The 12,289-nt window shown below is 70.7% G+C and carries 11 protein-coding genes and 1 tRNA gene; 6 read left to right on the top strand and 6 right to left on the bottom strand.

Features of this window, described 5'->3' with window-relative positions; all coding sequences use genetic code 11:
- Positions 1-26: 26 nt before the first annotated feature.
- The 4 genes from purU to IEX22_RS02200 all read right to left on the bottom strand — a co-directional run bounded on the left by purU (position 27) and on the right by IEX22_RS02200 (position 4,882).
- Positions 27-899 (bottom strand): formyltetrahydrofolate deformylase, encoded by an 873-nt coding sequence (gene purU / locus IEX22_RS02185; protein WP_188665677.1) that lies wholly within the window; start codon positions 897-899, stop codon positions 27-29.
- 5 nt (positions 900-904) lie between these two features.
- Positions 905-1,840, bottom strand: coding sequence for a methylenetetrahydrofolate reductase (locus IEX22_RS02190; protein WP_438816574.1), 936 nt, complete (start codon positions 1,838-1,840; stop codon positions 905-907).
- Positions 1,841-1,941: 101 nt separating this feature from the next.
- Positions 1,942-3,450 carry an aldehyde dehydrogenase family protein gene (locus IEX22_RS02195; RefSeq protein ID WP_188665680.1) on the bottom strand — a complete coding sequence of 503 codons (1,509 nt, stop codon included), beginning with the start codon at positions 3,448-3,450 and terminating at the stop codon, positions 1,942-1,944.
- Positions 3,451-3,493: 43 nt separating this feature from the next.
- Entirely contained in the window at positions 3,494-4,882 is a 1,389-nt protein-coding gene (locus IEX22_RS02200) for an aminomethyl transferase family protein (protein ID WP_188665683.1), read from the bottom strand.
- Between the two features lie 228 nt (positions 4,883-5,110).
- Here IEX22_RS02200 and ligM point away from each other — a divergent pair, with 228 nt between their 5' ends.
- From ligM to IEX22_RS02230, 6 genes are all read left to right on the top strand, one after another.
- Positions 5,111-6,514 carry a vanillate/3-O-methylgallate O-demethylase gene (gene ligM, locus IEX22_RS02205; protein ID WP_188665686.1) on the top strand — a complete coding sequence of 468 codons (1,404 nt, stop codon included), beginning with the start codon at positions 5,111-5,113 and terminating at the stop codon, positions 6,512-6,514.
- Between the two features lie 148 nt (positions 6,515-6,662).
- Positions 6,663-7,445: an ABC transporter ATP-binding protein gene (locus tag IEX22_RS02210; protein ID WP_188665689.1), complete on the top strand. Its 783-nt coding sequence runs from the start codon at positions 6,663-6,665 to the stop codon at positions 7,443-7,445.
- A complete protein-coding gene (locus IEX22_RS02215) occupies positions 7,432-8,142 on the top strand; it encodes an ABC transporter ATP-binding protein (protein WP_188665692.1) in 711 nt (236 codons plus the stop codon). Before IEX22_RS02210 ends, IEX22_RS02215 begins: the two co-directional genes overlap by 14 nt.
- A 4-nt stretch (positions 8,143-8,146) precedes the next feature.
- The gene (locus IEX22_RS02220; RefSeq protein ID WP_188665697.1) at positions 8,147-9,028 is read left to right on the top strand and encodes a branched-chain amino acid ABC transporter permease; all 882 of its coding nucleotides are present in this window, start codon (positions 8,147-8,149) and stop codon (positions 9,026-9,028) included.
- Positions 9,029-10,132, top strand: coding sequence for a branched-chain amino acid ABC transporter permease (locus tag IEX22_RS02225; protein WP_188665699.1), 1,104 nt, complete (start codon positions 9,029-9,031; stop codon positions 10,130-10,132).
- On the top strand, positions 10,129-11,394 hold the full coding sequence (locus IEX22_RS02230; protein ID WP_188665703.1) for an ABC transporter substrate-binding protein: 1,266 nt from the start codon (positions 10,129-10,131) through the stop codon (positions 11,392-11,394). Before IEX22_RS02225 ends, IEX22_RS02230 begins: the two co-directional genes overlap by 4 nt.
- A gap of 105 nt (positions 11,395-11,499) precedes the next feature.
- Here the strand turns inward: IEX22_RS02230 and IEX22_RS02235 are convergent, their stop codons facing one another.
- Both IEX22_RS02235 and IEX22_RS02240 read right to left on the bottom strand, forming a co-directional pair.
- Positions 11,500-11,916: a hypothetical protein gene (locus IEX22_RS02235; RefSeq protein ID WP_188665706.1), complete on the bottom strand. Its 417-nt coding sequence runs from the start codon at positions 11,914-11,916 to the stop codon at positions 11,500-11,502.
- A gap of 133 nt (positions 11,917-12,049) precedes the next feature.
- Positions 12,050-12,126: transfer RNA gene (locus IEX22_RS02240), tRNA-Pro, on the bottom strand.
- Positions 12,127-12,289: the final 163 nt, after the last annotated feature.

The raw sequence follows: 12,289 nt of genomic DNA on the forward strand, positions 1-12,289 counted from the left end.
GGGTTTTCCTCTCGTTGTGACGATGGTCAGAAGACGATGGTCTGGTTGCCGTGCCGGATCACGCGGTCCTCCGCGTGCCACTGCACGGCGCGGGAGAGCACGGCCCGTTCGACGTAGGCGCCGCGGGCCTGCAGGTCGGCGGCGGAGTAGGCGTGGGTGGCCCGGGCGACGTCCTGCTCGATGATCGGCCCCTCGTCCAGGTCCTTCGTCACGTAGTGGGCGGTCGCGCCGATCAGCTTCACGCCGCGCTCCTTGGCCTTGCGGTACGGCGCGGCGCCGATGAACGCGGGCAGGAACGAGTGGTGGATGTTGATCAGCGGGACGCCGACGGCGTCGAGGAAGTCGGGCGAGAGGATCTGCATGTAGCGGGCGAGCACGACGAAGTCGACGTTGCCGTCGAGCAGCTTGACGATCTCCGCCTCGGCCGCCGCCTTGTCCGGCCCGGAGGACGGGACGTGGAAGAACGGGATGCCGAAACCCCGCACGTCCGCCGCGACGTTCGTGTGGTTGGAGATGACCATCGGGATGGTCACCGGCAGCTCGCCGCGGCGGTGCCGCCACAGCAGCTCCAGCAGGCAGTGGTCCGACGTCGACGCCATCACCGCCATCCGCTTGGGCACGGACCGGTCGGTCAACGACCAGGTCAGTCCCATCGGGTCGAGGGTCTGCCCGAGGTCGGCCTCGATGTCCGGCAGGGCGACGGTCAGCCCCGGGCGGCTGAACACGACCCGCTGGAAGAAATCGCCGCCGCTGGGGTCGGAGGAGTACTGGTCGAGGGTGACGATGTTGCCCTCGTTGCGGGTGACCAGCGCCGCGACGGCGGCGACGATGCCGGGCCGGTCGGGGCCGTGCACGATCAGGCACGCCTCGTCACGGTGGGTCTCGGTGTGCTGCGGCATGCCGGTCAGCCCTGCCCGGCGGTGCCGGCCGCGTCCGTCGTCGACCGCTCGGCCCTGAACCGGTGGACCCAGTCCGCCGTCGCGCCGAGTCCGCCGAAGGTGTAGAAGTGCAGGCCGACCCCGCCCGGCTTGTCCGGATGATCCAGCCCGGTGCCGGGCGTGCGCTCCGCGAGGGTGGCGGCGAGGTCGTCGACGAAGCGGTCCGGTCCGGCCTCGCCCATCAGATTGGTCAGCGAGAAGCCGTACTTCTTGACGATCATCGCGTTGGCACCCACCCCGAAGCGGCGGGCGAAGCCGAGCAGGCGCTTGATGCCGGCCGGTCCCGGGGTACCCACCCGGACCGGGGCGTCGATGCCGGCACTGCGCAGTGCGTCGATCCAGGCGAGGACCGGGTCGATGTCGAACGCGAACTGGGTGATGACGAGGGCGTCGAGCCCCGCCTCCCGCAGTGCCGCGGCCTTGTCCCGCACGGCGCCGGTCAGGGTGTCGGTGGAGATGTCGGGGTGGCCCTCCGGGTAGCCGCCGATGCCGACCTCGCGGACGCCGTACCGCTGCAGGACGCCGCTGGTGATCAGCGCGAGCGAGTCCTCGTAGGGACCCTCCGGCGTCGCGGGGTCGCCGCCGATGGTGAACACCTGCTCGGAGGCGCCGACCTCCTGCAGCCGGCCGAGGAACTCCTCGAGTTCGGCCTGGGACTTCAGGCGCCGGGCGGACAGGTGCGGCACGGGCACGAAGCCGTGCTCGCGTACCGCCTTCGCCGCGGCGACGCGCATGTCCAGATCCTCGTTGCCGAGGAAGGTGACGTTGATCCGGGTGCCGGCCGGGATGCGGTCCTTCGCCTCGATCAGGCTCGGGACGTCCTTGCCGGTCATCTCGAGGGAGTATCCCTCGATCAGGTCGAGCGACGCCTGTCGGTTCGGTGCGGGGGCAGATCGTGCCACGGGCCGGACTCCTTTCCGCCGGGCGCTGCGGTGCGCCGGTGTGATGAGAATAACTATGGCGATAGGTAAATGTCCAGGGGTGGCCGCGGGCCGACCACCGCTCAGTGCTCGGCGAGCGCCTCGGGATCGAGGTCCGCGACGGCCCGGGTGTCCTGGAAGGCCCGGATGCCGTCGATGCCCTGTTCCCGGCCGAAACCGGACTGCTTCATGCCGCCGAACGGCGCGCGCAGATCCAGCCGGGTGGCACCGTGATCGTTGATCCAGACGTAACCGCAGGCCAGCTGGCCCGCGATCCGGCGAGCGTGCTCGGGATCCGCGGACCAGACCGAGCCGCCCAGGCCCGCCCAGGTGTCGTTGGCGGCGGCGACCGCCTCGTCGTCGGAGTCGAAGGGCAGCAGCGGGATGACGGGCCCGAACTGCTCCTGCGTCACCACGCGCAGGGACGGATCCGGGTCGACGACGATCGCCGGTCGCAGGAAGTTGCCGTCGGCCAGGGCGGGGTCGGTGGGCAGCGTGCCGAACTCGCGGACGTCGGCGCCCGCGGTCCGGGCCTCGTCGATCAGCTCGGTGACGAACGCCTTCTGCGCCGGGGAGTGCAGCGGTCCCATCGTCGTGCCCTCGTCGAGGCCGTAGCCGATCACCGTCTTCTCCAGGCGCGCCGCGAGTCCGGCGGCCACCTCGTCGAGGCGGGAGCGGTGCACGTGGACGCGCTTGGCGTTCATGCAGATCTGCCCGGTCGTGTCGAAGATCGCCGCGTGCAGCCGGTCGAGATGCGTGTCGTCGAGCACCGCGTCCGCGAGGATCACCGCGGCGTCGTTGCCGCCCAGTTCGAGCGTGACGCGGGTCAGCGACGTCGACGCCAGCTCCATGATCTTCTTCCCGCCGCCGACGCTGCCGGTGAAGCAGACCTTGGCGACGTCCGGGCTCGTGATCAGGGCGGACATGTCCGCGTCCCGGCCGGTGACGACGTTCAGGACGCCCGGCGGCAGCTGTTCCGCGACCCGCTGGACCACCCGGGTGGTGGCGAGCGGCGCCGAGGGCGGCGGCTTGACGATGGCGGTGTTGCCGGCGAGCAGTGCGTGGGGGAGGGAGGCGCCGAGGATCGCGATGGGCCAGTTGAACGGCACGATGACGGTCACGACGCCGAGGCTCTGGTGGGCCACCGTGGTGGTGACGGGGATGCCGGGGGCCGGGTCGAGCGTGCGGGTGGCGTCCACCTCGTCCGCCAGGTCCAGGGCGAGGTTCCAGCGCAGCTCGAAGACGAGGGAGTCGACCCAGGACTCCATCCGGATCTTGCCGTTCTCCCGGGACAGGATCGCGGCGTCCTCGTCCCGGGCCTCCGCGGTGCCGGCGAGGGCGGCGCGCATCCGCTCGGCACGCTCCGCCGCGGTCAGGGCGGCCCAGGCGGGGTGGGCGCGGCGTGCCGCCGCGATGGCGTCGTCGACGTCGCGGGGACTCGCGGCGGCGGCGTGCCCGACGATCTCCCCGGGCCGGCCGGGGTCCGGCACCGTCAGGGTGTCGTCGGTGGGCCGGGCGGCGCCACCGATGTAGAGCCCCGTGGTCACGGGCGCGAAGGTGTCGGTCTGGTCCGGCGTGCTGGTGTCGGTCATCGGTGACTCACTCCTGGGGGTGGGTGGTGGCGGCAGCGTGCGATCAGGCGTTCGCGCGGTACACGGTGCGCGCGAACTCGTGGAACGGTGCGGGGGCGACGGTCGCGCGGATGTGCACCTGCCGGTGCTCCGCGTCGACCCCGGCCTTGCGGGAGACGGGGTGCTCGCCCCAGACGACCTCGACCTCCGCGCCGTCGGGGACGTCGGTGTCCACGGTCGCCAGCGACATGTAGAGCTGGTCGTGGGCGACGTAGCCGGCGTCGGTGGAGATCCCGACCCGCGCGCCGTCGCGCAGCACCTCGTCCATCTGGAACAGCCCGTAGCGGGCCTTCGGGAAGTCGAGGTACTTGGCCGGCGTGCCGGGCTCGAGCTGCGAGCGGACGACGGCGGCCACGTCCTCGGCGTTCCAGATCAGCGTGGCCTTGCGTCGCCGCTGGTCCTCGGCGTGCTTCTCGAGGGCCGCGCGGCCGTGGAAGTCGTGGTCGAAGCGCACCGACCGGCCCAGCCCGATGTCCCACGGCGTCAGGTAGCAGTCGTGCACGTCCGCCGAGGAGAGGGAACCGCCGATCGAGCCGGCCCGGGCGGCGGGCAGCCAGTCGCGGTACTCGGCCGCGTCGTCGTCGAAGATGGCGGGGAACGGGGTGGGCACCCAGCCGGACTCCAGTGGTGACGCGGAGTAGGCCTTTGCCCCGACGCGGCGGATCCCGAACGGGCCACCCGCCTCCATCAGCGCCTCGAGCACCGTCTCGTGGTCCTCCCACGGCCCGTAGAACTCGAAGCCGGGCTGACCCGCCATCCCGTGCCGCAGCGCGCGCACGGACCGCCCGGCGATCGTCACCTCGCCGATGTGGAAGAACTTGATCTCCGGCGCCGGGCCGCCGAACACCTTCTCCATCACCTCGTCAGCGCGGGGGCCCTGCAGCTCGTAGCGGTAGAAGGTCGGCGGACCCTGCCGCATGTGCGAGTTGGCCTCCAGCCGGTGGGAGACGTCCTTGCCCGCCGACGCGGCCTTCTCCAGGTGGAACCGTACCCAGTCGATGAGCAGGTGGTGGCCGATCAGCACGAGCCCCTCGGGGGCGTCGGCGTGATGGTAGAAGAGGATGCCGTCACCGATCAGGTAGCCGTCCTGGTTCACCGCGATCAGCTGCTTGGCCACGCCCGGACGGAACGAGGCGAAGGTGTTGGGGGAGATCGAGGAGAGCAGTTCGATCAGGTCGCTGCCGCCGAGGAACAGCTGCGTCATGTGATGGGACTGGTCCATCAACGCCACCGTCGTGTTCCACGCGCGCTGTTCGTCGCGCCAGTTGGTGAACTCCGGGGCCACCGGGAAGGTGAACGCCGGCCAGTCCTGATTGCGGAGCAGCTCGACCGGGCTGCCGGCCCGGTCGATCGCCCGGGAGAGTGATTCGTCGGAGAGTGATTCGGAGGTCATCGTCGACCCTTCTGCGCCGATCCTTCAGCGCGCCGAAGCCTGCGGGAATGGAGAGTCAGGAGGAATCGGTGCCAGCGAATCACGGCGCTGGTGCCCGGTCAAGGCTTCGCTTACATTATTGTCACCAATTCCGTCGTCAATGTCGCGGCGTCCCGCCGTGGCCCCGATCAGCCCCGCTGCCGAGCGGAGCGATCGACGAACGGCGATCGATCGACAGGAGACAGCGCCATGGCTTCGAGGAACCTCCAGGACGTGCTCGACGAGGCGGGGAACACGGTCGACCTCCTGCGGAACTCGCAGCTCGGGACGTACATCTATCCCGTGGTCCCGGCGGAGTTCACCAACTGGCGGCGCGAGCAGAAGGCGTGGCGGGAGACCGCCGTGCTCTACGACCAGTCGCACCACATGGTCAACTTCTTCCTCTCCGGGCCCGACGCGTTGCGCCTGCTCTCCGAGACGGGCATCAACAGCTTCGCGGACTTCCCCGTGGACACGGCCAAGCAGTTCGTCCCGGTCGCGTCCCACGGCGGGGTGATCGGCGACGGCATCCTGTTCCACGAGGCCGAGCAGGACTTCGTGTTCGTGGGCCGGGCCCCGGTGGCGAACTGGCTGCAGTTCCACGCCGAGACGGGCGGGTACGACGTCGAGTTCCGCTACGACGACCGTTCCCCGTCCCGGCCGTACGGCGCGGCCGTGGACCGGCAGTACTACCGGTTCCAGATCCAGGGCCCGAACGCCTGGCAGGTGATCGAGAAGCTCGCCGGCGGCCCGGTGGAGAAGGTCAAGTTCTTCCGGATGGGGCACACGACGATCGCCGGACAGCAGGTGCGCACGTTGCGGCACGGGATGGCCGGCGCGCCCGGGCTGGAGATCTGGGGACCCTACGCGGCGCACGGTGCGGTCCGGGAGGCGATCCTGACCGCCGGTGCCGAGTTCGGCATCGAGCCCTGCGGGTCGCGCGCCTACTCGTCGAACACGCTCGAGTCCGGCTGGATCCCCTCCCCGCTGCCGGCCATCTACACCGGGGAGGCCGAGCGCGCTTACCGGGAGTGGCTGCCCGCCACGAGCTACGAGGCCGCCAACGCGCTGGCCGGCTCCTTCGTCTCCGAGAACATCGAGGACTACTACCTCAACCCGTGGGAGCTGGGCTACGGCTCGTTCGTCAAGTTCGACCACGACTTCATCGGCCGGGACGCCCTGCAGCAGATCGACCCGGGCACCCAGCGCAAGAAGGTCACGCTGGCCTGGAACGACGAAGATCTCGCCTCCATCTGGGCGTCGTTCCTCGACCGCGACCGGCCGGGGTACCAGTTCTTCGACCTGCCGAACGCCAACTACGGCTCCTCGAACTACGACGCGGTGGTCGACGCCGACGGCACGAACGTCGGCCTGTCACTGTTCACGGGCGTCACCGCCAACGAGCGGCGCGGGCTGTCCCTGGCCACGGTGGCCCCCGACGTCGAGATCGGCACCGAGGTGCGCGTCGTGTGGGGTGAGCCGGACGGCGGCTCGGGCAAGGCGACCGTGGAGCCGCACGAGCAGATCAGCGTCCGGGCCGTCGTCAGCCCCACCCCGTACTCCGTCACGGCCCGCACGGAGTACCAGGGCGGATGGCGCACCGCGGCCCGATGACCCGCCCCCGCCACGCCGGCGATGAGCTTCATGCAAAATCGTTGACAATCTCGTTGCCTTCTCCGTACGGTCATGGCACCGGGGTCGCGTGTCACCACGTCGATCCCGTCGCATCAGTCCGTGCAACGGCGCCACAGGGAGGTGCAGGATGGCCGCAGGCCTGAGCCTGAAGGACGTCACCCTGCAGTTCGGCGGTGTGAAGGTCCTCAACGGGGTCAGCTTCGACGTGGAGCCCGGCGTGATCGTCGGCCTCGTGGGTCCGAACGGCGCGGGCAAGACGTCCCTGTTCAACTGCATCAGCGGGCACTACCACCCCACCTCCGGGTCGGTCACCATCGACGGCACGGAGGTGGTGGGGAGTCCGCCGTCGCGGCTGGCACGGCTGGGGCTCTCCCGCACCTTCCAGCATCCCGCGCTGCGGCTGGAGGCCACGGTCCTGGACAACGTCATGCTCGGTGCGCACACCCGGCTGCCCGGCGGACCGGTCTCGTGGGCGCTCGGGCTGCCCGGCACCGCGCGTGCGGAGCGGGAGGCCCGGGCGGAGGCACTCGCGATGCTCGAGGACGCCGGACTCGGCTGGGCGGCGCACGTGCCCGCTGACGAGCTCTCCCACGGCCTGCACAAGGGCATCGAACTGTGGCGGGCGCTGCTGTCCCGGCCCTCGCTGCTGCTGCTCGACGAACCGGCGGCCGGTCTCTCCCACGGCGAGGTGGAGGCGCTGATCACGAGCGTGCGACGGATCCGGGACGAGCGGGACACCACCGTGGTGATCGTGGAGCACCACATGGGGTTGATCTCCGCGCTCACCGACCGCGTCGTCGTGCTGGACCACGGCAGCAAGCTGATGGAGGGCACCGCGGCGCAGGCGCAGGCGGACCCCCGGGTGATCGAGGCCTACATCGGGAAGGACGCGGCCGATGACGCTGCTTGAGCTCGACGGGGTCACGGCGTCGTACGGACCGGTCCAGGTGCTCGAGGGCATCTCCCTGTCCGTGCCCGAGGGCGGCGCCGTCGGGGTGCTCGGCGCCAACGGCGCGGGCAAGACGACCACGCTGCGGGCGATCAGCGGCGCCGTCCGGACCGGCGGGACGCTGCGCTTCGACGGCCGGGACATCAAGGGGCTGCGCCCCGAGCAGGTCGCGGCCCTGGGCATCGCGCACGTCCCCGAGGGGCGCGGCACGCTCGGGCAGTTGACCGTGCGGGAGAACCTCGCGGTGGGCGCCTACCGCCGCCGGGATCGCCGTGCGATCGCCGAGGACGTCGACTACTGCCTCGACCTCTTCCCCCAGCTGCAGGAGCGGGTCGGATCGCGCGCGGCCGCCCTCTCCGGTGGGGAGCAGCAGATGCTCGCGGTGGGGCGGGCGTTCATGGCCCGGCCGCGGCTGCTGCTGCTCGACGAGGCGTCCCTGGGGCTGGCCCCGGGCACCGCGAAGACCGTGTACGCGGCCATCCGCCGGCTGCGCGTCGAGTCGGGCATCGCGATGCTCGTCGTCGAGCAGAACGCCAACCTCGCGTTCACGCTCGTCGACACCGCGACCGTGCTCGAGACCGGCCGGAGCGTGCTGACCGGGACCTCGGCCGAGCTGGCGGGCAAGGACGAGATCCGCCGCGCCTACCTGGGGGGCTGACCACATGGGAACCTTCATCCAGCTCGTGATCGACGGTCTGTCCACCGGGTCGATCTACGCGGCCCTCGCCCTGGCCATCGTGCTCGTCAACCAGGCGACCGGCCTGATCAACTTCGCGCAGGGCGGCCTGGCCGTGCTCAGCGCGTACGTCGCCTATGCCTGCCTGGGTGCCGGCGTCCCGCTGCTGGTCGCGGTGCTGATCGCCGTCGCGCTCTCCTTCGTCCTCGGCGGGCTGATCGAGCGCTTCTTGATCCGGCGGTTCGAGGGCGGGGACCCGGACACGGCGGTCGTCGTCACCATCGGCCTGCTCACGCTCGTCACCGGGATCACGGCGGTGATCTGGGGATACAACAACCTGCAGTTCCCGTCCCTGTTCCCGCTGACCAGCGTGAACCTGCTCGGCGCCGTGGTCAGCGTCCGGTCGCTGGCGACGACGGCGACGATCGTGGCCATCATGGCGATCCTGCAGGTGCTCTTCATGAAGACGAAGCTGGGCCTCGCCCTGCGGGCCGTCGCCGACAACCCGCGGTCCTCCGCCCTGTCCGGGCTGCCGGTCGGGCGGCTGCTGATGGTCGGGTGGGGACTCGCGGCGGCGCTCGGCGCCGTCGCCGGGGCCCTGGTCGCGCCCCAGCTGACCCTCACGCCCGGCATGCTCGACGGGGCGCTCGTCTACGCGCTCGCCGCCGTCATCCTCGGCGGGCTCGACAGCCCGATCGGCGCGGTCGTCGCCGCGTGGGCGATCGGTGTGCTGGAGAACCTGGTGGCGGTGTACGTGCCGCTCATCGGGCACGACCTCAAGATCGCCGTGCCGTTCGTGCTGATCGTCATCATCCTGGTCATCCGCCCCCAGGGCCTGTTCGGCCGGAAAGTCGTGGTGCGCGTCTAGATGAGCACAGTGACCCGTTCCTCAACGTCGCGGACCTCCCTGCTGGCCAGCCGGCCGGTACGGGTGGGGTTGCTGGTCCTCGCCGCCGTCGTCCTCGTGGTGCTGCCCCTGCTGCTGCCGCCGCTGGGCAACCAGACCCTGGTGCGGATCGGCGTGTACGCGGTGGCCATCCTCGGCCTGAACATCGTGATGGGCTACACCGGGCAGGTCAATCTCGGGCAGATCTTCTTCGTCGGGCTCGGTGCCTACGTCACCGCGTACGGCGTGATGCACGACTGGAACATCCTGCTCGTCCTCGTGGCGGCCTGCGTGATCCCCGGCGCCGTGGGGCTGCTGGTGGCGCTCGCGGCCGCCCGGCTCGGCGGTCTGGCGATCGCCATGGTCACCATCGCCCTGCCCATCATCGGCGTCCCCCTGGCCAAGCGCCTGGACGAGTTCACCGGCGGCTCCCAGGGCGTCTCGGCCATCTTCTCCAACGCTCCTGACTGGTCCGGCCTGTTCAACGACCAGTGGCAGTACTACATCGTCCTCGTCGTCGCCGCGGTCGGCTTCGCGCTGGCCGCGAAGCTGGTGCGCGGCAAGTACGGCCGCGCGTTCAGCGTCGTCAAGAACAACGAGTCCGTCGCGGCGGCCATGGGCGTCTCCCCGTACTGGACCAAGGTGCTCGCGTTCACCATCGCCTCGATCTTCGGCGGGGCCAGCGGATTCCTCTACATCGCGGCCGTGCAGTACACCTCGCCGGAGACGCTGAGCTTCGGCCACTCGATCGCCCTGCTGGCCGCCATGGTGATCGGCGGGGCCGGCAGCATCGCGGGGTCCCTGATCGGCGGGGCCTACTACGTGCTCGTCCCCCAGCTGACCAACGCCGTCGACCCCAACCTGACGACCGTGAGCCAGGGCGTGCTGCTGCTCGCGGTGCTCTTCCTGCTGCCCGGCGGGCTGGTCAGCCTGCCCCGCACGATCCGCCGCGCCCTGCGCCGACGGGGCGGCGACCACCGTTCACCGACCGGCCCGGCTCCGGGCGACACCCCGAACCCTCCCGCGCGCGATCCGATGACGGAGGACGCGCCGGAGACCACCCCCACGAGAGAGGCAAGACCATGACCGTTCGGAAAGGCACCCGCGGAGCGCCGCGCGTCGGATGGGTCGGCGCCGTCGCCGTCGCGTCGGTCCTCGCGCTCTCCCTGACGGGCTGCCGTGGCAGCGCCCAGAGCGGCGGATCCGCGGCAGCGCCGGGCATCACCGACACGACCATCACGCTCGGCATCACGACCCCCCTCAGCGGCGCCACCGCCGGCCCGGGCACCTGCACCGTCGCCGGTGTCAAGGCCTACTTCGGGGCGAAGAACGCCGACGGTGGAGTGAAGTTCGGGGACGGCAAGACCCGCAAGGTCGAGATCAAGACCTACGACGACGCGTACGACCCGCAGAAGTCTCTGGCGAACTTCCAGCAGATGACCTCCGACGGGGTGTTCGCCGAGACCTCGGGCCTGGGCACCCCCACCAACCGGGCATTCCGGGAGGCGGCCATCAGCCAGAAGGTGCCGCAGGCGCTGGTGATGACCGGTGACCCGCTGTTCAGCAACCGGCAGGAGAGCCCGTGGCAGCTCGGCCTGGTGCCGATCTACCAGAACGAGGGCGCCGCATTCGGCAAGCTGCTCGCGGACTCGGGCGGCTCGCACAAGGTGGCGATCCTGTCCCAGAACGACGACTACGGCAAGGGCTACGTCGCCGGCTTCAAGGACGCCGTCAAGGGCGCGTCGGGCATCAAGGTCGTGGGGGAGCAGACCTACGAGGCCACCGACACCTCGGTCGACGCGCAGATCACGCAGCTCGCCTCGTCCGGCGCTGACGTGTTCGTCAACGCCATGTCGGTGACCCCGCTGACGATCTCGGCGCTGCAGAAGGCGCAGCAGATCGGCTGGAAGCCGAGCTGGTTCCTGCCGTCGAACACGTCGAGCCCGACGGCCATCCTCGAGCCCGGCAAGGCCGGCGCCTACCCGGGCATCTACTCCGTCTCGTTCGCGAAGGCTCCGCAGAGCCCGGCGTTCGCGAAGGACGCCGACGTCGTGAAGTTCCTCGCGGACCTGAAGCAGTACGGCGACTACAAGGACACCCCGGCGTTCCCGCACTGCATGTGGAGCTACATCTCCGGGGCGACGCTGGAGAAGGCGTTCTCGACGATGACGGAGCCGACGCGGGACAGCTTCATGTCGGCGCTGAAGAACATCAAGGGCTTCCAGGCCCCGCTGATGCTCGAGGGCACCCAGGTGGACACCACCGTCGACGGCCAGCCGGCCATCTCCTCGGTGGTCGTCCAGAAATACAACGGCAAGGGCTACGCCACGGCGGAGAAGTTCGGCTGAGTCGCCCGCGCCCCGGCCCGCTCGGCGGGCGGGGCGTTCGGTCGGCACAGGAGCCCGGACCCTCGTGGGTCCGGGCTCCTGTCGCGTGCGGGGGCAGCCTGTGCGTCAGCGGCAGAGCTCGTCGTACGTCCGGACCTCGATCAGGGCGGCCGCCGCTGCCGCGATCCGCTCGTCCCCGGCCACCAGGCAGTCGGCCTGCAGGGTGGCGACGGCGATGTACTCGGCCGGCGCGGTGTCGTCCCAGCCGAGCTGCTCCGCGATCCTCCACGCCACCGCGCGGGAGACGCGGTCTCCGAGCAGGCGCATTCTCAGCGCGGCGACCCCGTCCAGTTGCGCCCGCGCCGCCTTCGCGTCCAGAGAGCCAGCACGCGCCTCGGAGTACAGGATCGAGAGGACATGACTGCGCAGGACGGCCGGTCCGACGAGCGGGCGCCGGGCGCCGAGGTCCGGGTGCTCCCGGACGAGACGCAGAGCGGTCACGGCGTCGATGGCGAAGCGGGTCTCGCTGCTGGAACCGGCCATGAGCCCAGCCAACCTCAGCTCGACGGTGTTGTCACGTGCGTGGGAGCAGCCGTCCGGCGCGACCGCCGGACATGACAAAGGCCCGAACCCACAACCGTGGGTTCGGGCCTTGCCGATGTCCTGAGACATCACATGGTCGGGGTGACAGGATTTGAACCTGCGGCCTCGTCGTCCCGAACGACGCGCGCTACCAAGCTGCGCCACACCCCGCGGGGGCCGGTGAAGGACCGGCCAACGCAACTTGTCAAGGATAGCGGACGAGGGCCCCGATCCCGAAACCGGCGAGCGGTGCGGCGATCGCGGTGCCCGGAGACGGACGTGGGCCCGGCACGTCAGGTGCCGGGCCCACGCGGCGCAGGTCGCCGTGCGCGGT

It is taken from the genome of Tersicoccus solisilvae, assembly GCF_014643255.1.
GTDB classification, from domain to species: Bacteria; Actinomycetota; Actinomycetes; order Actinomycetales; family Micrococcaceae; genus Tersicoccus; species Tersicoccus solisilvae.